Below are 20,510 nucleotides of genomic sequence, written 5' to 3'. Positions count from 1 at the left end.
GTCGGAAGCAGGAACCCGCCGAGACGACTGCGCAAGGAGCCATCCATGCGTAGCGTGGTAGGAATCTCCGGCCTTCAGGCCGGGGAGGATGTCAACACAGCTTGCCCTCAGGGTCAGCACAGGTGAGAATAAAAACAGAGAAGCCATCCTCAAGCTCATTTTTATCTGCCTGTGAATCCTGTTCGCACCCTCTCCGCCACCAAAGCGGCCTTTTTCAGCGCCTACCCTCGCCCGATCAACGCCGTCTATCGCCGGGTGGTGGAGGAGTTGTTGGTGGAGCTGCACCTGACCACCGTCAACAGCACCTTCGTCTACGATCCGTTTTTTGCCTTGGGGCTGGTCACCCTCTACGACGGGCTGATGGAAGCCTATCACCCCCCTGAGCAGCGAGAAGCCATTTTCAACGCCCTCTGTAAGGCTTTGCACCTCAAGCCGGAGGTGTTGCGCAAGAATGCCCGCGATCTGCTGGAGTTGATGAGCAGCGGGGATCCCCGTCAAAGACTTGATCTCCTCTGTCTCAAGCCAGAGGCGGAAGATGTGGGTGGGTTGAAAGCCATTTTGGAGCGCATGACTCAGCCGCCCTACGCCTACAGCCGGGTCTTAGCTGTTGGCCTTTACACAGCCTATGAAGTTGTGGCCAAGTCCCTTTACGAAGAACCAGAAGAACGCACCCGCCGCTTTTTGGAGAATGTGGTGAGCAAGCTGCCCTTTTCAACAGAGCGGGTGAGAAAAGATCTGGAGCTCTATCGCAGCAGTTTGGATCGCATGAAGCAGGCGCGGGCTGTGGTCGAGGAGATGGTAAAAGCCGCCCGGCGTCAGCAGGAACGCCGCCAATCGGCCGCTTCTTTGCCCGAGACTTCCCTCGGCGACCCAAGCAAGCCTGGCAGCTAAACCCCGGCCCTAAGCCAGATACTGAGCCCAAGTTTCCACCACCTCGGGGGATCCATACCAGCGCCGTCCACCCCGACCGGAATGGTAGCAGTTGGGCAGAGTGAGGTTAACAGCCCCCTGCAGGTGGGCAGCCTCGATGGGGGTAATGCCATCGCCCCACAATTCCCCCTGTCCAGCCGTGAGCCAATAGCTGTTGTAGGCCAGCCAAGCCAGATAATGCTCCTGTCGCCACAGGGATCCCAGACTCAACCTCTGCCCCTGGATGACCCTGCCCGCCACGCACACATATTTGACCTCGGGCCAAAAGGCCCCCGGATAGTGGGTGTTGACAAAGTCCAAATTGCGCTTCGTCCAGCGCTCCCGGCTGGTGTGGGGGGATCCCAAGCTAATCAGCGCAGCGACCTGCTCCCGCCCCTGCCACACCTGTCCCCCATAGGGCACGGATCCCAGGTAGATGCGGGCAATCCAGCCGCCGGCGGAGTGGGCCACCAGGTTAACTCGGTCAACCCCAAACTCAGCGCAGGTCTTTTGGATGGTCTCTCGAAGGGCCCACAGGATGGGAGTGACAGGCCTTCCCCCCAGCGTGGGAAACCAACTGCGCACCTGCAACGGCACCACCCGTGCCGCATAGCCGCGGGCTTCCAGCTCTTGGCGCAGGGGCTCATACTCCGACGCACCCGCCAGATAACCGGGCAAAATCACCACAGGGGCCATACGCTAGCGGGGATACCAGAACATGCCTTTGATCCCCTCAGGGTCGGCGGTGAAGCCCAGCCGTTCGTAAAAGCTGACCACTCCCTGATCGGCAAAAAGGGTGATGTTGCTGATGTCTCGGGCGCGCAGCTCGTGGATCACCTTTTCCATCAGCCGCTTGCCCAGACCCCTACCCTGGAAATCGGGATGAACCACCACATCCCAAATGGTGGCATTGAAAGCGTGGTCGGACGTTGCCCGGGCAAAGCCGATGAGGCGACGGTAGCTGCCCCGCTGCTGCCACATCGACACCACCAAAAAGCTGTGCTGCAGGGCTTTTCTCACCTTTTGAATGGGGCGACGCGACCACCCCACCGCATCGCAGAGCTCCTCTAGCTCGTACAGATCCAAGTTGGGATCCAAGCTGAAGAGGATTGTCTCCCCTCGTACCACCACCGTTTCCTGGCGACGGTCGGCCCTAGCTGTTTGCGCCGGCTCTTTGGTTGTAGCAGCTCCTGCTGACCCGAACAGGCCCTTCCAAAAACTCATGTGAATCGCTGCCGAGTGAAAGCTCACCCCTACTTTGGGTGAGCGTGTCCTCAGTATAGCCAGGATCGGTGGCGGAATTGTTTCCAATTTCTAGGGATCCCCCCGAAGGGGGAACAGCTTTGGGGACGCCGTATGCAACGCCGAGGCGCAGGCGTTCAAGTTTCCAATTTCTAGGGCTCCCCCCGAAGGGGGAACTCTGCTCCAGGCGCTCGAGGAGGGGAATTTTGCCCTCCCCTGGTTTCCAATTTCTAGGGATCCCCCCGAAGGGGGAACTTCAATTCACTCCGTGAGTACATGGGAGGGAAGAAATGACAGTTTCCAATTTCTAGGGATCCCCCCGAAGGGGGAACAATTGGAGCCCGAAGGGGGAACAATTGGAGGATGCTCCGATGGTTGAACTCCGTTTGTCGTTTCCAATTTCTAGGGATCCCCCCGAAGGGGGAACAGGGAGTTGGGTGATCCGCTGGTAATCTAGCGAACCCCGTTTCCAATTTCTAGGGATCCCCCCGAAGGGGGAACAATTGGAGGATGCTCCGATGGTTGAACTCCGTTTGTCGTTTCCAATTTCTAGGGATCCCCCCGAAGGGGGAACAAACTCATAGTCCGCACTTTCGGTGGACGTGAGTATTGTTTCCAATTTCTAGGGATCCCCCCGAAGGGGGAACATTCCATGTTGTTGAGGTTACCTGTAAAGGTGGCCCTAAGTGTTTCCAATTTCTAGGGATCCCCCCGAAGGGGGAACGCGACGGCTACTCCGAACAGTATTTTATGGTACTGTGTCGGTACCGTTTCCAATTTCTAGGGATCCCCCCGAAGGGGGAACAAAATGGGTTCTTCGAAAGTTCGCTACCGAATATGAGGAGTTTCCAATTTCTAGGAATCCCCCCGAAGGGGGAACGCGACATTCCGGAAGACGCGGTGATCACCTGGGGACGGTTTCCAATTTCTAGGGATCCCCCCGAAGGGGGAACGGGCTGGCTGCCTATCTTAAGGACTGCTCCTATAAGGACAATGTTTCCAATTTCTAGGGATCCCCCCGAAGGGGGAACGAGACGGTTGGCCGGATCCCAACGACTGGTAGTAGATAGTTTCCAATTTCTAGGGATCCCCCCGAAGGGGGAACATGAACGAAGAGCAATATCCACACGCTGTCTCTGTTGTTTCCAATTTCTAGGGATCCCCCCGAAGGGGGAACTGGACGGCTGGGTAGGATCCTGGAGCGATGAGGTGTTGTTTCCAATTTCTAGGGATCCCCCCGAAGGGGGAACTCCACCCCTATTAAACCCAAGCAGGGCAAGGAATGCAAGACCCATTTGCGAGGGATCCGGAAAAAAGTCGGCAAAAAGAGCTGTGGCGAGGGGGTTTTGGGGCTGGAAAGCCTTGTGGCGCAAGGCATCGAGGGATCCGACGAAAGAATCGGCCTTTGCGGCTTTTGGCGGATCGCTCGCGGAGGCGTTGATACCGTTTGGGTGTTGTCTTGGAAACAAGGGTGAGTACCCGAGCCTCAACCGGAGTTTGCGGGGCTTGGCGATTGCCCAAGGCGTGCCCCCTAGCCGCGGGTGTAGCCGGCTGGGGGATGAAAGCAGATACGATGTTTTCAACTTTTCACAGTCGGAGAAATCTCATGAAAAAGTGGATTGCCTCGGCTACAACCCTACTCTGCTGTGTGCTTGTCCTGGTTTTGTTTTGGCCCCACGTTACCTCTGCCCAGGGGCAGACCCTCAATCTCTACATCTGGTCAGAATACATCGATCCCGACATCCTCACCGCCTTTGAAAAAGCCACCAATAGCCGCGTGCTGGTCAGCGTGTACGAATCCAACGAAGACATGGTGGCCAAACTGCGGGGGGGAGGCACCAGCCAGTACGACATTGTTGTTCCCACCGACTACATTGTGCCCAACATGTTGGAGCTGGGACTGCTGCAGCCTCTCAACAAAGAATTGATCCCCAACCTAAGCAACCTGGGCGAAAAATTTGTCGGCCTGCCCTTTGATCCAGAAAACACCTACACCGCCGCCTATCAGTGGGGCACCACCGGCATTGGCTACCGCAAAGACCGCCTGCCCGAAAACTTTGAACGCTCTTGGGGATTGATTTTCGACCCGCAGCAGCAGTATGGCCCCTTTGTGATGATCGACGAGATGCGCTCCATGATCGGCGCTGCTGCCGTTTACCTGGGCTTCGATATGAACACCACCGTTCGCTCCGAACTGCAGCAGATCCAGCAGCTTTTGATCGACACCAAGCGCCGCAGTGCCGGCCTAATTGGGGGCGTGGGGGGCAAAAACCAACTGGTTTCTGGAACGGCCAATGTAGCCATCGTCTACAGCGGCGATGCCCTGCAAGCTGCCGAAGAAAACCCCAACATCGGCTATTTTGTCCCCCGCGAGGGTGCCCACATTTGGCTGGATGTAATGGCCATTCCCGCCCAGGCCCCCAACCCCGAGCTGGCCAATCGCTTCATCAATTTCATCCTGGATGCTGAAGTCGGCGCTCAACTGAGCAACCACAACCGCTTCGCCACCCCCAACGCTGCAGCTCTGCCCATGATCAACCCAGAAGATCGGCAAAACCCGGCCATCTACCCTGACGAAGAGGCCCTTGCCAAACTCACCTACCTTAAAGTGCTGTCAGGGGAAGAGCTGCGCCTCATCGACGCCCTCTGGACAACCGTGAAAAGCAGCTAGGGATCCCTTGTTAGCTCTCGACATAAAACTTGACACTTTTTAATATCTGAGCCACATTAAAGATGTCACCCGTTGATGGAGCTAGAACCATGGAAAACCAAGAAGCTAAGTTTGGCTTTACCACCTTCGCCGAAAAATGGAATGGCCGTTTGGCAATGTTGGGCTTTGTGATTGGCGTTGCGACCGAGTTGCTGACCGGCCAAGGGATCCTCTCTCAAATCGGCCTGATGTAATCCCGGTGGGCCTACGACACTGCTGTAGATCCTTGCTTGCCTGGCTGTAGTTTCCACCCTCTGCAAAGCAGCCAGGCTTTCGCATTGCCCTCGATTCTGGATTTAGGTCTGAATGAATCCAAATGGAAGTGGAAGCGAAATGCAGGCTGTTAAGTCCAGCTTCCACTGCCTTGCTTCTGCCGCTGACTGATACATTCACGCTGAACTCTCCTGAACATGGTTCAGGAAAGAAGCGATCGCATCCTGCCTATCTCTGAGCAGGAAGGCGGTATCCCGCAAAGCCCTGAGGAATACCCCCCGAGCGCTTTCCCCCTTCACTTCCCGGCAACCGTTGCGGTGGACTCAAGGATCAGGGGGAAACTTGGTCTACTATATCCCTCTCAATGACTTTTGCCAAACCGCCTAAAGCTCAGTAAATTCAGCAAAGTTCAGGGTTTTGGGGGTTAGAGGCATGCTCCACGGTGCCGCCCCAGCGTTCCGCGCCGCTGCCACAACCACCACCTCCAGGCAAAGGGAGAGAGGAGCAATTGGGAAGTGTCTTAATCTAACTTAAAACGACTGTGACCCCGCTCTACTTCTCGGAGCTGAGCGCTGTCCCCACCTTCTCCATCAAGTCGTCCAGTTCGCTGTAGTCCGGCAAAGTGGTGTCGATGGCCTGCCCCTGACGCAACACCACCCGGTCATGTTGGGGTCGCGAGAGCAGCTCGTCAAAGCCACGTCCTTTGAACAGCACCAGATCTGCCGGCAGCCCCACCCCAATTTGCCCTCGCTCGGTCAAGCCCATGATGCGGGCAGGGGTGGTGGTAATCGCCTGTGGCCAATCCCCATAGGGGGTATCCAGGTGCAAAATGCGGGTGGCCTCCCGGAACACCTCCAGGCCGTCGTGATCCCCAAAGCCATAAAAGGGATCCCGGCAATTATCGCTGGCTATCATCACCGGCACGCCCAAAGCCTTCAGCTCATGCAACAGCGTCACTCCCCGCCAGCGGGGGGTATGGCCGGGGTTACGGGCTTGCAAATATAGGTTACACATGGGCAGGCTGACCACGGCAATTCCCGCCTCTCTGACCAAGGCCATAGTCTTGTGGGCCACCTCCGGCGGTTGCACGGCCAGGCTACAGCAATGGCCACACACCACCTGATGGGGAAAATCGTTGCGCAAGGCCGCCGCTGCTACGTGTCTCAATGTGAGGGATCCCGGATCATCCGTCTCATCCGTATGAAAGTCCAGAGCCAAGCCCCGCTCCTTGGCCAGGGCAAACACCCGATCCAATTGCCGATCCAGTTCCGGCCCCATCGCCGCCACTCCACCCAGGATCCCGCCCACTTCCGCCACCTTGTCCGCCAGCTTTTCCCCTGCAGGGGTGAGAAAGGTATCCAAGCTCAGAAGCGTGACCGCCTGGAGTTCCAGCTTGCCCGCCCACTCTCGGCGCAGCTGAACAAACACCTCCCAGTTGGCCCCCATAACTTGAGGGTTCTCACAGGCCAGATGGGTGCGCACCGCCTGGGATCCATGGGCATAGCTGCAGCGCAAACCGAAGCTGAAGCGACGGTAGAGATCCTCCCGAAACCGCTCTGGATCCCTGCCATAAGCTTGCTCCATCTTCGCCCAATCTTCCTGGCCGGCCTGCCTCGCCCCGGCAAAGGTACCATCGGGATTGGGGGTGCGCGGCCACACATGTCCCTTATCCAGGTGGGTATGGATGTCCACAAAGCAGGGCCACACTTGGCCCCGCCTTAGATCCACGCTGGGGATCCCCTGGGGCGGGATCCCTGTTGCCAGCCGGATTTGGCGGATCTGCCCCCCTTCGATTTCCAGATCCAGCAACACCAGGTTATCGCGGTTGGGAACAGCTCCTGGCACCGCCTCCTTCAGTACCGACAGGGGAACCTGAGCATTCAGCAGCCAGTAGTGGGCAACGCCGGGGATCTGCATGGCGGGCAACGAAAAAGTGACTCCCAATCTTAAGGGGATCCGAGCCCCTCAGGAGGAATCCAGTGCTACAGCAGCTAGGCAAACTGGCCCACCACCTGCATGGCAAAGCTGAGCAAAATGAAGGCCAGCCAGGGGGAAAAGTCCAAGCCGCCAATGGGGGGGATGATGCCGCGGAACAGGTTGAGATAGGGATCGGTGAGTTGGCTGAGCACCGACAGGATGGGGTTAGACCAGTTCAGTTGCGGGAACCAGCTCAGCAAGATCCGCACGATCAGCAGAGCATTGTAAATGACGATGAACTGGTAAAGGGAGCGGAACAGCAAAGACGCGGCAGTGCCGTAGACCAACCCCAGAGAGAGGCCGTCCATCCAGGCGAGAGGAGACAACAAGTGGCTAAGCATCATAGCGGTTCAGAGAAGGGAATGAACAAAACACAGATCAGTCAGACAGACCAAACGCCGTCAGCAGAGGCAAACCTCACATCCGATGGCAACCCATCCAAAGATGCAAGGCAGAAAGCCATTGCCGCCTCTAGTTTGACATGGGCGGGAGACCCCTGAGGTTCCTTCTTCCCGCTCAAGCTCAAGAGTTTTCCTCAGCAGCAGGGGCAGGCACTTCCTTGACAAGCAACTGAGCCCGGGTGGCCTGGATCGCCTCGTTTAACTCGGCAATCTTGGCCTCTAGAGTGCGGCGGGCTTGGGCAATTCGTTCTGCCTCATTTTCCCACTTCTTCCAGTCGCTGGACATGGCGGGCTCACCTGAAGCACTGAGGCGCGGTCGTTCAGGGGTTGCGGAGGTGCCGTTGAGGCGATCTGGATCCCGGCGTTGGCCTTCGGCGGATCCCTTGCTGAGTCGAGGGGCAAGCACAAACCCGATCACCCCGCCGATGATCCCTCCCAACAGGGCGCCAGTCACTACACCCGCAATGAAGTCACCTTTCTGATCTGCCACGCTTTTGTCCAGCTCAATAACAATAAACTTGAGTCATCTTCTTCCGTTCTACCTTTCCTGTCCCACTCCTGCCAGCAAATCCGACCAAGGTTGAGGTAGCCGCCAGCGGCTGAGATGTTCCAGATGGGCTTGCACCTGATCCCTGAACTCGGCAAGCGTGTGTTGCAGATCGCCGGTCGAGGGTAGGGATCTCAGCGTCGCCTGCCAGAGGTAGGCCGGGGAAAGTTCAGGGCTGAGCAACTGCCACAGGCGCTGCAGCTCCTCAAAGTGAAGGCGATCATCTTCTGTGAGGGAAAGCACCAACTGGCGACGCAGATCGCGGGCCTCTTCCGACATCAGGTAGCGCAAACCCGTTTGGGCGGTGGGGATCCAATCCAGCCCGCCATCGCTGCGGGCAATTTGAATCAGGTTCTCCAGGCGGTTCCAGCGGAACTTGCCGTCTTTAATCAACACTTGCAGCAGCCGTTGGCGAATACGGGGGGATTCATCCGTCAGCAGGCGCTTGGCCACATAGGGATAGGCCACGCCGACGATGCGGAACTGGGGATAGAGGCTGAGGGCGACTCCCTCTTGGGTCACCAAAGAGCGGATCACCAGAGCAAAGTGGGAGGGCACCTGAAAGGGGTAGCGGTACATCAAGTCGGAGAACTGATCTGTGGCCGTTTTGAAGTTAAAGTTGACCACCTCTTGGGTCAGCACGTTTGCCAGCACCTTTTCCAAGGCGGGGATCAGCTCTTGGCGGCCGACATCCGACTGCAAAAAGCCCAGATGAATAAAGTCATCGATCAGGGCGTTGTAGTCGCGATCCACCAGGTGAACCAGAGCATCCACCAAGTACTCCTTCATTTCCTCGGTGAGCTGATCCATCATGCCGAAATCGATGTAGGCCAAGCGACCATCGGCCAGGGCGAACAGGTTGCCCGGATGGGGATCCGCGTGGAAAAAGCCGTATTCCAGCAATTGCTTGAGGGCAGCAACCACCCCGATGCGCACCAATTGTTTCACTTCCAGGTTGGCTGCTCGAATGCGCTCCACATCCGTCAGCTTGATGCCGTCGATCCACTCCAGGGTCAGAACCCGGCGGGTGCTGTAGGCCCAGAAGATGCGCGGCACGTACACATCCGGATCGTCGCGGAAGTATTCGGCGAAGCGCTCGCAGTTTCGCCCTTCGTGCAGGTAGTCGATCTCTTCAAAAAGCTTGCGGCCAAACTCATCGACCACCGCCGTCAAAGTACTGCCCAGGTTTAAGGGCAGCCAGGGGCCCAGCCATGTCGAGGCCCAGCGAATCAGGTACAGATCCAGGCTCAACTGCTCTTGCAGATGGGGTCGCTGCACCTTCACCGCCACCCATTCGCCGCTGTGCAACTGCGCTTTGTAAACCTGGCCCAAACTGGCAGCAGCCACCGGCTCTGGAGAGATCTGGGCAAAGATCTCGGCAATCGGACGGCCCAACTCGGATTCGATGCGGGCAAATGCTTGCTCGGAAGGAAATGGCGGCAGTTGATCTTGCAGTTGGGTGAGTTCTTCTAGGTAGTCTTTGCGCACCAGATCGGGGCGGGTGGAGAGGGCCTGCCCCACCTTGATGAACGTTGGCCCCAGGTCGGTGAGCAGCTTTCGCAACTGCACCGAGCGCCGTCCCACATTGCGATCAGTGTGTCCCCACAGTTGATCCCAGCGCAAACAGAGGACAAACCACAAGAAAGGCCAGAGAATGGCCAGCGCCCGACCGATCACTTGGGGCAGGCGCCAGCGGTAATAGCGGCAGATCAATTGCGGATCGTAAACTTCCAAAGCGGCAATGGGCGAAGTTCTACTAAACACACTCCAGCGATCTCACAGTCTTTTGTTTTGAAGCTCTCGGTATCCATCTTAACAGAAAAAGCCTCGCCGTTTCTGCGCAAGGGCCTGTCAGCCCCATCCTGCCCCCTTCTCGGCCAGGGCCGGCCTGTTTCCCCCTCAAATGATGGTGTTGTCCGGGATCACCGAGTCTTTGATGATGGTGACGATGCCGTTGCTGATCCAGATCCCTTCCTCTTCCCGCTGCGCTTCGGTGACGTGATCCTTGTTGAGGATGCGGACATTGCGCCCAATGCGGGCATTCTTATCCACGATGGCGTTGACAATGTGAGAGTTGGCCCCGATGCCCACCGGTGGGATCCCTTCCTCCAGCCTGGCCTGTCGCTCTTCTGCCGACTCGTAGTAATCGGCTCCCATTACCAGGGTGTTTTCGATGATGGTGTTGGCCTCCAAGCGGCTGCGAATGCCGATGATGGAGTTGCGAATTTGGGCGTTTTTGATGATGCAACCATCGGCGATCATGGAGTTGACAATCTGGGAGTCGAGGATTTTGTTGGGGGGCAAAAAGCGCGGGCGGGTGTAGATGGGCATTTCGCTGTCGAAGAAGCTGAAGGGCGGGTTGGGCTGCTGCACCAGTGCCAGGTTGGCCCGGTAAAAAGCCTCGATGGTGCCGATGTCTTCCCAGTAACCCTTGAAGAGGTAGGCTTGCAGATGGTACTTGCCGATGGCTGCCGGCAGCACCTCTTTGCCAAAGTCGGTGTGCTCCTTGACTTTGAGCATCTCGATCAGAGCTTCTCGCTTGAATACATAGATGCCCATGGAGGCGATGTAGGGCTTGGCTTTGGCTTCTTCCGGGCTGAGGCCGAGGGCTTGGGTGTCCACCTGGCAGGCTTTCAGCAGATCTCCTGTTGGCTTTTCCTTGAAATCCACAATGCGACCGTTCTCGCCAAGCTTGAGCAAGCCAAAACCCGAGGCCACTTTTTCTTCACAGGGGAGCACCGCCAGCGTCACATCGGCTCCCACCTGCCGGTGATGGTGGATGAAGGGGCGGTAGTCCATGCGGTAGAGGTGATCCCCAGATAGGATGAGGAAGTCCCGCGGCTTCCAGGAGTCCATCAGCCAGAGGTATTGGCGGACAGCATCGGCGGTGCCTTGGAACCAATCGGGATTGTCAGGGGTTTGTTGGGCCGCCAAAACGTCCACAAAGCCGCCTGTAAAGGGAGACAAGCGGTAGGTGTTGACGATGTGGCGGTTTAGAGAGGCAGAGTTGAACTGGGTGAGGACGTAGATTTTTTCGATGTCGGAGTTGATGCAGTTGCTGACCGGGATGTCGATGAGGCGGTATTTGCCGGCCAGGGGCACAGCGGGTTTGGCGCGGCGCTTGGTCAGGGGATAAAGTCGGGTGCCACGCCCACCTCCCAAGATGATCGCCAGTACATCGCGCATGGTTGTCCTCCACCAGGCTACACCCAATAGCATAGACTGCTGCGGGGCCACCTCAACGACTGTCCTGTCAGATCTGGCCGGGCTGCTCGGAAAGGGGAACAAGTTGGCAAAACGGGGGGAGCTGATGGCGCGCATCCTGGCCTTTACCAACAACAAAGGGGGCACCGGCAAGTCCACCCTCTGCGTCCACGCGGCTCAGTTGACGGCCCAGCGGGGATACCGAGTTTTGCTCATCGATCTCACGTCCCAGGCCACCGCCAGCAACCTTTACCTGGAAGGGGCCGGATCCCTGGCGGCACCGGAAACGGTTTGGGCCAGCTTACACCCGCAACACCAACGTCCTCTGGAAGAGGTGATCTACTGCACCGACAAGGGGGTAGATGTGGCGCCCTCCCACAGCACCATGGCGGAAGTGGCGGCCCAACTGGCTGCTGCCGGAGAGATGGGGCAGAATCTGTTGCAGCGCCAACTGGATCCCTTGCTGCCGGACTACGACTTCATCTTTCTCGATACGCCGGGAGAACTGAATGCCCTCACCGCCAATGCCCTGCGGGTGGCCCAGCGGGTGTTGATCCCGACACGGCTCAACCGCGCCGATTTCTCCTGCGCGGAAGTAACCTTGCGCTACATTGAGGCCCTGAAAGGCCAGCTAAGCCAAGCCCGCGCCATTTTGACAATGCTGGACGACCGCTATCTGCCGGGGGGCATTTGGTCGGGATCCCATACCGGGCAATTGTACGTGCAAGCGCAACAGATTTTTGCGGATGTGCTTTCACCCGTTACCATTCCAGATAGCAGCGATTTGCGCATCGCCTTTGACTACGGCTTGACGGTGATGGACTATCGGCCTGGGTCGGCGGTGTGTCAGCGGCTGCTACAGTTGGTTGAACACGAGGTGCTCTTGTGACCGGATCTGACCGTAGCCTCTTTCCTTCGTCGGGGGAAACTTCCCGCCGCTCCGGCGGAATTCGGCGCAAGGCCGGTGCTAAAACCAGTTCAGAGCCCACCTCCGCAGAGTCTACTCCCACAGGTGAGGAGCCGACAACGATGTCTTCTCAGTCTCCCCCAGAACCAACCCCAGAATTGCCGGAAATTGCAGCCCTCAAAAGCCAACTGGCCGAAGCTCAACAACTCTTGCAGGACTACCAAAACAAAGTCTCTACCCTGCAAGCTCAATTGCAGCAAGTCACTGCCCATCGGGACGAATTGCAAAAGGCGCTGGCGCAGTTGCAAGCGGTCGCAGACGAGCGGGCTAAAACCATCCAGGAGTTACAGAACCCCAGAGGACAAGCCCCCATTCAGCCCAAACCCCAATCCTCACCTCTGCACGCGCAAAAGAAGATCATGAATCGGCCCATCTTCGACAACGTATCGGCCACCGATGAAAGCATGCCCCCCTATTTGTTGGATTGACCGGGATGGAAGGGATCCCTAAGGGTATGAGCCTGGATGGGGTCTCCATCTGTTCTGCTCCCGCCTGCTTTCAGCCCGACCTGTGCTTTTTTCCCTGCTTCCTGGAGATCCGGGATTCGATAGCTGGATATTGGATTGGATAACCTTTGTTCTCAGTGCCCTTCTCATGAGCCAATCTCCATCGACTCTCCCTGCTGGTGATGCCATTCCGCCCCACGGGGGCACCCTGATCAACCGCATTGCCCCGCCTGAGCAGGCGCAGGAGCTGCGTTCCAAAGCCGAACATTGCCCCATCCTCTATCTCGACGAGCGGGCCCAATCGGATCTGGAGATGATCGCTATCGGCGGCTTCAGCCCACTGACGGGGTTTATGGGGCGGGAAGACTATCAGGCCGTCCTGGAAACGATGCACCTGGCCAATGGCTTGGCTTGGTCGCTGCCGGTCACCCTGCCGGTCTCCTCGGAAGTGGCAGCGGGTCTGAAAGAGGGGCAAATGATCGCCTTGGCCAGCTCCGCGGGCAAGATCCTGGGCTTACTGGAGCTGACCGAGAAGTTCACCTACGATAAAACATACGAAGCCCTGCAAGTTTATCGCACCACCGATGAGCAGCATCCAGGGGTAAAGGTGCTCTACGAGCAGGGATCCGTCTATTTGGCCGGCCCCGTCACCCTCCTGCAGCGGGATCCCCACCCTCTTTTTCCGGCCTACCAGATTGACCCGGCCCAATCGCGGCAACTGTTTCGGGAAAGAGGCTGGAGAACCATCGTAGGCTTCCAAACCCGCAACCCCATCCACCGCGCCCATGAATACATCCAAAAATGTGCCTTGGAGATTGTGGACGGGCTATTTTTGCACCCGCTGGTGGGGGCTACCAAAAGCGACGACATTCCCGCCGATGTGCGTATGCGCTGCTACGAGGTGTTGATCGAAAAGTACTACCCCAAGGAGCGGGTGATCTTGGCCATCAACCCTGCGTCGATGCGCTACGCCGGCCCCCGCGAGGCTATTTTCCATGCTCTCATTCGCAAAAACTATGGCTGTACCCATTTCATTGTGGGGCGGGATCACGCCGGGGTGGGGAACTACTACGGTACCTACGATGCCCAACACATTTTCGATGAGTTCCAGCCGGGGGAGCTGGGCATCATTCCCTTGAAGTTTGAACATGCTTTCTATTGCACCGTCACCGGCACCATGGCCACGGCCAAGACCAGCCCCAGCCAGCCTCACCAGCGCATTCACCTCTCAGGTACCAAGGTGCGGGAAATGCTGCGCCGCGGTGAAGTGCCCCCGCCGGAGTTTTCTCGACCAGAAGTGGCCCGGCTGCTGGCCGAAGCCATGCGAGAGCGGGGTTAACCCTGGGAATCTCCCTAAGTGGCAGTCAAAAAGGGCCTGGGACAGACCAGACCCTCTGTATTGAAAGTTGTATTGAAAGTTGAACTTGAACCAGATTCCAGTCGAGTATCGGGCCGGCTCCGCTAGATTGATTGTCGGGTTGCGGTCGAAGAAGCCCCAAGGTACCAGCCTAAAGCCCGTTCTGTGTACAGGCATGACGGGCCAATCCTCATCCCATGAAAAAAACCCTGCCCAACGGCATGGGGAGAATGTATGATGGGGAGCCCGCGTTTCTACAGAACTCCCTCGAAGTCAAGCAGCCCTGAATAGGCAGCAACAGTTCTCATCCCGCCTCAAACCAGAGTTGTTCGGGATCCACATAATAGCAGCGGGCATTGTCCGCACAGATCAGCGCCCAGCCGTTTTGGTCGGCCTCGACCAAAGTATACTCACACTGGGGAATGAAATAGCCTTGGTGGTTTCGGGTATCGCTCTTAACCCAAACGGTCTGACGGTTCATCTTAAAGTTCCTCCCATCTGCAGTCAAAGGGGTCAAAAAAGTGAGGTTGGAAAACGGGACTCGATTCAGTGGCTATGGAAGCGGCGGCAGTGCAACACCACTGCAATTGAAGTGCAGCCACCGCCGAGCTAAGCATCTCGCGCCAGCCCGGAGTTCAATCTCATCAATCAACTGAGGCCGGGGAAGAGAAGCGACGAGAGCTAACCCCTATCGATAAATGGATCCCATATTGCTATTGGGTACAAGAAGTTTAGCACCAACTCCATGAGAACATCGCTAAGAGTTGTAGATTAAAATAAAAAGCTCTAGATTTTCCTAAAGTCTTGTTGCAAAACAAGGAATAGGGTCACTTAATCTTCTTCAAAAAGCCAGTTGTAAATCTTGCTCAAGTGGGGCCAAGCAGGACGGCGGTTCCCTCCCTCCTTCAGGTTGGATTTGACGCCCTCAATCTGCTCGGGATCCCGTGCCAAGATTTGCTTAATGGCCTCCACCTGCTGACGTACCCCCGTTTTTTTCAGCTCCAGCATGGCTAGGGTCAGATTCACACGGGGCTGGGCATCCACCGGATCCAACTTCACAGCAGTCTGGGCGGCCTTCAGAGCTTTTTCCGCCTGCCCCTCCAGAAGGTAGAGCCAGGACAAGCACGTCCAAGCCGCCGCCGCCTTTGGGGATCCCTTACAGATTGACTCAAAAGAGGGAATTAACGTCTTGGCCGCTTCCCCGGATTCATAGCGCCGAATCCCTTCCTGAAATAATTCTTCAATTTTTTGGCTCATCTCCCCCAACCCAGCACATCAACCTATTGACAAAATCGACAAGCTACCCGTGTAGGGTCGCTCTTGCCTGCTCGCTCATCTGTTGTAGCGCACTGCCGCTGGGGAGAGGGATCCCTTCTCCTTCGGCCAGCCAGAGCCAATACTCGATATTGCCGGCAGGGCCAGTGATGGGCGACCACGTGTAGCCTTGCACCTGCCAGCCCTGGGCCACGGCCGAGCGCATCACCGTCTCCAGCACGCGGGCATGGACAGCCGGATCCCGTACCACCCCCTTTTTACCCACCTGGTCTCGGCCCGCCTCAAACTGGGGCTTCACCAGCAACAAAGCTTCCCGCGGCGGGCGCAACAGGTTCCAGAGAGGATCCAACACCTTGGTTAGGGAAATAAAAGAGAGATCCACCACTGCCAGATCTGGCCAGCTTGGAGTAGGCACCTCCGTTCCGTAGAGATCGACAGGCTGCAGGTAGCGCAGATTGGTTCGTTCCTTGAGGATGACCCGTGGGTCGGTTCGCAGAGACCAGGCCAGTTGCCCATAGCCCACATCCACTCCGTAGACCCGCTGGGCTCCCCGTTTCAACAAGCAGTCTGTGAAACCTCCTGTGGAAATGCCCGCATCCAAACAAATACGACCCTGCACCTGAACAGGAAAAGTTTGCAGCGCCCCCTGTAGCTTTTCTCCCCCCCGTGAGACAAAAGCAGGCCCAGACTGGACTTGCACCGCTGGATCCCCGCTCACCCAGGTTCCAGGCTTTTCCGCCCGCACCCCATTTAGAAAGACTTCTCCTGCCAAAATGGAGCGTTGCGCTTGCTGGCGTGAGGAAAAATATCCGCGCTCCACCAACCAGCTATCCAGACGCACCCGCTTGGCCATCTCGCCGGTGCCTCACCTTGCATAGATCTTCCCGCCCATTAGAATAGGCGAGCGGGATCCCAACTGACCAGAATTGAGGGATCGCCAACAGCAGATTAGCCGAACCGTCCGCTCACGTACTCTTCCGTTTCCCGGTGGGCGGGAGCGTTGAAGATTTTCTCGGTACGGTTAAACTCCACCATCCGTCCGTAGCGAACCCCCTCTTCGTCAACTTCAGTGTTGAAGAAGGCGGTAAAGTCGGAGACCCGCGCTGCCTGCTGCATGTTGTGGGTAACGATAATGATCGTGTAGCGACGGCCCAGTTCCTTGAGCAACTCCTCAATGCGCAACGTGGAGATGGGATCCAACGAGGCACAAGGCTCATCCATCAGGATAACCTCCGGCTGGATGGCCAAGGTGCGGGCAATGCAAAGACGCTGCTGCTGTCCCCCCGAAAGGGAGAGCCCACTCATCTTCAGCTTGTCTTTCACCTCATCCCAGAGGACGGCGTAAACTACCCGGCCCTGACTGCTTCGCAGTACGGGGCGGGCTTTCAGTAGCCCTGAGCCTGCTCTGCTCTACCAGAGAACAAAACAAGCCCGGACCTCTAGGCTGGTTTACGACAGCCCCCAAGAGCGCAATCACATTCGCACCATTCAAATCCGCATCCCCTTCCCATCCACAGTGCCCACACTTGAACTTCTTTCCACTGCGGTAGGACTGCGTAGGATCGGGATGGATGTGCAAACACCGGTGGCAGGTCTGCGACGTGTAAGCAGGCGGAACAAGAATCAGAGAAACCCCTGCAGCCCTCGCCTTGTATTCCAGAAACTGACGTAGTTGGTAGAACGCCCAACTGTTGGCCCTGCGCCGTTCGGCTTTGCTGCGTGGCTGTTGATTGACCCTTTCCCGGATCCCTGTCAGGTCTTCCAGAGCAATAGCGCTGTTGGTAGCCTTTGCCCTAGAGACAATAGCTTTGGAGATGCGATGATTGACCCACGCTTGAAAGCGTCTCTCCTTGCCAGACAGCCGTTGCAACAGTTCTCTGCATCTGCGCCGCGAACTGCGGGTGCCCTTACTGGCTTTGTGTTGGAGTACCGCCCTCAGCTTGGAGTAGTGGTCTCGGATTCGGTTCAACTGCTGTCCATTCCAGTTGTCCCCCTCTGACGTATGGGCGATATCCGTCCTGCCCAAGTCCACCCCGATCACCCTGTCGGTATCTTGTTGCTTGGGCGGGTTTTTCTCTACGCAAATCTGGATGGAGTAGGAGCCGTCCTTCCGCTGGACTAGGGTGGCCGATTTGGGGTTAGAGCCAGCCAGCATCCCACGCTGGTAGTTGCCAATGGCTAGTTCAAAGCGCTCTCGCCCTTCCACCGTGGTCAGCGACACCGTCCAGTCTTTCTCGCGGAATGAAAAGATACGTGCATCGTAGGTAACGAACCTACGCTTGAACTCTTTAACCGGACGGTTGCGCTGTCTCGCCACTTTGCGAGCGCCCGCCACCCGTCTGCACACCTGTTGAGCCAAGTTACTGGACAAGCCGAACCGGGCTCGAATCTCGTAGTAGCAAAGGGATTGCAGTTTAACCGCGTTGACGATCTTCTCCGGCGTGTTCTGGTTGACCCAGTTCAATGCCTGCACAAAGACATCCATCGTCGCGTCCAATTTGGCGGCTTGTGACGGGAACGCCTTGAGCTTACAGGATATGGTCAGGACTTGGCTCATAAGTTCATTGTACTTCATCAAAGCGCATTCCTTCCGGCACTGACCCTACGGGTACAGTGCGGGGCTCCTGCGATTTCTAGCTGAGAAGGGATCCCCTATGCCGACGGGCTGGTGGCTATGGCACTCTGGGCTGACGATGAACCTGCTGAGCCTCTAGAATGGAGGGCTGTCGAGAAAAGAAGTGTCTTCCCAATGTCGAAACGTAACATGCAGGTTGTGCTGCGCCAGGCGATCCCAGGGCTGGGCAAGCCCGGAGAGATTGTCAACGTCAAGCCCGGCTATGCTCGCAACTACCTCTTCCCACGGCAGATGGCGGTGCGGGTTACCCCTGGCATATTGAAAGAGCAGCAGATGCGTCTGGAGCAGGAAGCGGCTCGTAAACTGGCAGAAAAACAACGGGCGGAAAACTACAAGACCGCTCTGGAGACCATTGGTCGCTTCGTCATCCGTAAGAAAGTGGGAGAACACGATCTCCTATTCGGGCAGGTTACCACCAGCGATATTGCCGAGGTGGTGCTGGCTACCAGCGGCCTGGATATCGACCGCCGCAACATTCTCCTCAACGAGGAAATCAAAAAAACCGGGGTTTATCCCGTGCAGGTGAAGCTACACCCCGAAGTTACCGCTACGCTGCGCATTCAGGTTACTCCCGAATGAGGACTCACCTTCGAGGATCCCTGAGTTCCCGTGAGGGATCCCGGGGTGAGTAGGGTTTTTGCCTTAGGCAACAAGCGGGTATGCTCAGCCTGTAGCTTGGCCTACCTGCTGAGTGGGCCTGCTTGGCTGAGAGGCCGGTTGCCCTAGGGCTGGGTTGATTTTCCTATCCTGGCTTGCGGTGATCAGCGATTACGACTTAACGGGTGGGGATCGGCTTCCTCCTCAAAACATTGAAGCCGAGGAGGAAATCCTGGGGGGCATTCTCCTCGATCCGGATGCGTTGGTGCGGGTCGCGGAGTTTCTGCGACCAGAGATGTTCTACATCTCTGCCCACCAAGAGATTTACCGGGCTGCCCTCCAACTGCACAGCCAAGGCCAACCCACCGACTTGATGACTGTGTCTGCCTGGTTGGCAGATCATCACCTTCTGGAGCGGGTGGGAGGAACAGGGGCGATCCGTCGTCTGCTGGAGCAAACCGTCAGCAGCGTCAACATCGACCAGTATGCTCGCCTGGTGATGGATAAATACATGCGCCGCCAATTGATCCAGGTGAGCAACACCCTGGCTCGTTTGGCCTACGATACCAGTCAGCCCCTGTCTCAGGTGATGGATCAAGCCGAGCAGGAGGTGTTTCGACTCACCCAAGAGCGGGTGCAGCGTAGCCTCATCCCGGCCTCCGAGGTTTTGGTCAATATCTTCTCGGACTTGGAAGAGAAGTTCCAGAGTGGGGCTCAGCTCCCTGGGATCCCGACCAAATTCATCGACCTGGATAACCTGACCCAGGGCTTGCAGCGATCCGATTTGTTGATCCTGGCCGGTCGGCCTTCGATGGGGAAAACCAGCCTGGCCCTCAACATTGCCCAAAATGTGGCTGCCTACACCAAGCAGCCGGTCGCTATCTTTAGCCTGGAAATGTCTCGGGAGCAACTGGTGCAGCGGCTTTTGGCCAGCGAAGCCCGCATCGACAGCAGCCGTCTGCGTTCTGGGCGCATTAGCGAACACGAGTGGCAGCGCCTGGGCCAAGCCATTGGTTTTTTGTCGCAATTGCCCCTGTTCATCGACGATACCCCCGACTGTACCGTTACCGAAATTCGCTCCAAAGCGCGGCGTTTGCAGGCGGAACAGGGGGGAACGTTGGGGATGGTGTTGATCGACTACCTACAACTGATGCAGGGATCCGCTGCTGACAACCGGGTGCAGGAGCTGTCGCGCATTACCCGTGGCCTCAAGGCCATGGCCAAGGAGCTGATGGTGCCGGTGCTGGTGCTGTCTCAGCTCAGTCGGGCTGTCGAGTCGCGCTCCGACAAACGTCCACAGCTGGCGGATCTGCGGGAATCGGGCTGTCTGGCCGGGGATACGCAGGTGATGGATGTGGATCGCGGCAAGATCTGGCGGTTGGATCAACTGGCGGCCCTACCGGCTGTGGCGGAACTGCCCCGCCTGCTCAGCTTGAACGGACGCGGACGCTTGGTGCCCCAACAGCCTGTGAAGGTGTTTTGCAGTGGTCGGCAGCCCACTTGTCTTCTGAAAACCCGCCTCAACTTTTCCATTCGCGCCACCGGCAACCATCCCTTCTTGACCCCAGACGGCTGGAAAACCCTCGACGAGCTGCAATTGGAGGAAGAGGTGGCGGTGGTGGTGCAGGAGGGGCTGATCTGGGATCCGGTGGTGTTCATCAGCGAGCCGGGGGAGCCTCAGCCGGTTTACGACGTCGAAATGCCCCGCCACCACAACTTCGTGGCCAACGGTCTGCTAGTTCACAACAGCATCGAGCAGGATGCCGATCTGGTGATGATGATCTATCGCCCGGAATACTACGATCCCAACACCAGCGATCGCGGCATTGCCGAGGTCATCATTGCCAAACATCGCAACGGCCCCACCGGTACCGTGCGCCTGCTGTTCGAAAGCCAGTACACCCAGTTTCGCAACCTGGCGGATCCCAACCGCTGAGCAACCGATGCCGAAGAGGGATCCGGAGCTGCTGCCTTGGGAACAACCCCGCAAGGTGTTAGCTTAGGATCGCTGCGGGCCAAAGCGTTGCTCT

General features: G+C 57.4%; 19 protein-coding genes, 2 pseudogenes and 1 CRISPR repeat array. Of the genes and pseudogenes, 8 read left to right on the top strand and 13 right to left on the bottom strand.

Annotation, left to right across the window (positions count from 1 at the left end):
• The first annotated feature begins 171 nt into the window (after positions 1–171).
• Positions 172–891 carry a photosystem II biogenesis protein Psp29 gene (gene psb29 / locus ACVW0C_RS04115; RefSeq protein WP_457384422.1) on the top strand — a complete coding sequence of 240 codons (720 nt, stop codon included), beginning with the start codon at positions 172–174 and terminating at the stop codon, positions 889–891.
• A 9-nt stretch (positions 892–900) separates the two neighbouring features.
• Here psb29 and ACVW0C_RS04110 read toward each other — a convergent pair whose 3' ends face one another.
• On the bottom strand, positions 901–1,605 hold the full coding sequence (locus ACVW0C_RS04110; RefSeq protein WP_011432154.1) for an esterase/lipase family protein: 705 nt from the start codon (positions 1,603–1,605) through the stop codon (positions 901–903).
• Positions 1,606–1,608: 3 nt separating this feature from the next.
• The gene (locus ACVW0C_RS04105; RefSeq protein ID WP_414332273.1) at positions 1,609–2,133 is read right to left on the bottom strand and encodes a GNAT family N-acetyltransferase; all 525 of its coding nucleotides are present in this window, start codon (positions 2,131–2,133) and stop codon (positions 1,609–1,611) included.
• 79 nt (positions 2,134–2,212) lie between these two features.
• Positions 2,213–3,401: direct repeats of the CRISPR family, unit length 36 nt; unit sequence GTTTCCAATTTCTAGGGATCCCCCCGAAGGGGGAAC.
• Between the two features lie 356 nt (positions 3,402–3,757).
• On the opposite strand from ACVW0C_RS04105, the gene ACVW0C_RS04100 reads away from it, so the two are divergent.
• Positions 3,758–4,822 carry a polyamine ABC transporter substrate-binding protein gene (locus tag ACVW0C_RS04100; protein ID WP_414414126.1) on the top strand — a complete coding sequence of 355 codons (1,065 nt, stop codon included), beginning with the start codon at positions 3,758–3,760 and terminating at the stop codon, positions 4,820–4,822.
• Positions 4,823–4,911: 89 nt separating this feature from the next.
• Complete coding sequence (locus tag ACVW0C_RS04095; protein WP_041436191.1) at positions 4,912–5,055, top strand: chlorophyll a/b-binding protein; 144 nt, start codon at positions 4,912–4,914, stop codon at positions 5,053–5,055.
• Positions 5,056–5,626: 571 nt separating this feature from the next.
• Here ACVW0C_RS04095 and ACVW0C_RS04090 read toward each other — a convergent pair.
• The 5 genes from ACVW0C_RS04090 to ACVW0C_RS04070 form a co-directional block, all read right to left on the bottom strand.
• The gene (locus ACVW0C_RS04090; protein ID WP_457384430.1) at positions 5,627–6,991 is read right to left on the bottom strand and encodes a cytosine deaminase; all 1,365 of its coding nucleotides are present in this window, start codon (positions 6,989–6,991) and stop codon (positions 5,627–5,629) included.
• Between the two features lie 74 nt (positions 6,992–7,065).
• A complete protein-coding gene (locus tag ACVW0C_RS04085) occupies positions 7,066–7,395 on the bottom strand; it encodes a YggT family protein (RefSeq protein WP_414419115.1) in 330 nt (109 codons plus the stop codon).
• 178 nt (positions 7,396–7,573) lie between these two features.
• Complete coding sequence (locus tag ACVW0C_RS04080; protein ID WP_457384421.1) at positions 7,574–7,942, bottom strand: hypothetical protein; 369 nt, start codon at positions 7,940–7,942, stop codon at positions 7,574–7,576.
• 48 nt (positions 7,943–7,990) lie between these two features.
• Positions 7,991–9,763 carry an ABC1 kinase family protein gene (locus ACVW0C_RS04075; protein ID WP_457384420.1) on the bottom strand — a complete coding sequence of 591 codons (1,773 nt, stop codon included), beginning with the start codon at positions 9,761–9,763 and terminating at the stop codon, positions 7,991–7,993.
• Between the two features lie 135 nt (positions 9,764–9,898).
• Positions 9,899–11,185, bottom strand: coding sequence for a glucose-1-phosphate adenylyltransferase (locus tag ACVW0C_RS04070; protein WP_011432698.1), 1,287 nt, complete (start codon positions 11,183–11,185; stop codon positions 9,899–9,901).
• 124 nt (positions 11,186–11,309) lie between these two features.
• Here ACVW0C_RS04070 and ACVW0C_RS04065 point away from each other — a divergent pair, with 124 nt between their 5' ends.
• From ACVW0C_RS04065 to sat, 3 genes are all read left to right on the top strand, one after another.
• The gene (locus ACVW0C_RS04065) at positions 11,310–12,092 is read left to right on the top strand and encodes a ParA family protein (protein ID WP_457384419.1); all 783 of its coding nucleotides are present in this window, start codon (positions 11,310–11,312) and stop codon (positions 12,090–12,092) included.
• Between the two features lie 140 nt (positions 12,093–12,232).
• A complete protein-coding gene (locus tag ACVW0C_RS04060; RefSeq protein ID WP_457384418.1) occupies positions 12,233–12,598 on the top strand; it encodes a hypothetical protein in 366 nt (121 codons plus the stop codon).
• A 166-nt stretch (positions 12,599–12,764) separates the two neighbouring features.
• Positions 12,765–13,955: a sulfate adenylyltransferase gene (sat, locus tag ACVW0C_RS04055; RefSeq protein ID WP_414373999.1), complete on the top strand. Its 1,191-nt coding sequence runs from the start codon at positions 12,765–12,767 to the stop codon at positions 13,953–13,955.
• A 117-nt stretch (positions 13,956–14,072) separates the two neighbouring features.
• Here sat and ACVW0C_RS04050 read toward each other — a convergent pair.
• From ACVW0C_RS04050 to ACVW0C_RS04025, 6 genes and pseudogenes are all read right to left on the bottom strand, one after another.
• A pseudogene (locus tag ACVW0C_RS04050) lies at positions 14,073–14,165 on the bottom strand (copper amine oxidase); the annotation flags it as partial.
• A 112-nt stretch (positions 14,166–14,277) separates the two neighbouring features.
• Complete coding sequence (locus tag ACVW0C_RS04045; RefSeq protein ID WP_414332524.1) at positions 14,278–14,454, bottom strand: hypothetical protein; 177 nt, start codon at positions 14,452–14,454, stop codon at positions 14,278–14,280.
• 350 nt (positions 14,455–14,804) lie between these two features.
• Entirely contained in the window at positions 14,805–15,230 is a 426-nt protein-coding gene (locus tag ACVW0C_RS04040) for a hypothetical protein (protein WP_414417062.1), read from the bottom strand.
• Positions 15,231–15,273: 43 nt separating this feature from the next.
• A complete protein-coding gene (locus tag ACVW0C_RS04035; RefSeq protein WP_457384417.1) occupies positions 15,274–16,101 on the bottom strand; it encodes a TlyA family RNA methyltransferase in 828 nt (275 codons plus the stop codon).
• A gap of 95 nt (positions 16,102–16,196) precedes the next feature.
• Positions 16,197–16,589 (bottom strand): annotated as a pseudogene (locus ACVW0C_RS04030) (ATP-binding cassette domain-containing protein); the annotation flags it as partial.
• On the bottom strand, positions 16,573–17,805 hold the full coding sequence (locus ACVW0C_RS04025; RefSeq protein WP_457384429.1) for an RNA-guided endonuclease InsQ/TnpB family protein: 1,233 nt from the start codon (positions 17,803–17,805) through the stop codon (positions 16,573–16,575). The pseudogene ACVW0C_RS04030 and the gene ACVW0C_RS04025, both read right to left, overlap by 17 nt.
• A gap of 192 nt (positions 17,806–17,997) precedes the next feature.
• On the opposite strand from ACVW0C_RS04025, the gene rplI reads away from it, so the two are divergent.
• Together rplI and dnaB are read left to right on the top strand one after the other, a co-directional pair.
• Positions 17,998–18,462, top strand: a complete 465-nt coding sequence (gene rplI, locus ACVW0C_RS04020; RefSeq protein WP_414329820.1) for a 50S ribosomal protein L9 — start codon at positions 17,998–18,000, stop codon at positions 18,460–18,462.
• A gap of 178 nt (positions 18,463–18,640) precedes the next feature.
• The gene (gene dnaB, locus ACVW0C_RS04015) at positions 18,641–20,416 is read left to right on the top strand and encodes a replicative DNA helicase (protein ID WP_457384428.1); all 1,776 of its coding nucleotides are present in this window, start codon (positions 18,641–18,643) and stop codon (positions 20,414–20,416) included.
• The last annotated feature ends 94 nt before the right edge of the window (positions 20,417–20,510 follow it).

It is taken from the genome of Thermostichus sp. OS-CIW-26 (assembly GCF_054058395.1).
The sequence above is the reverse complement of the archived record's forward strand: the minus strand, read 5'-3'. Positions and strand labels throughout refer to the sequence as shown.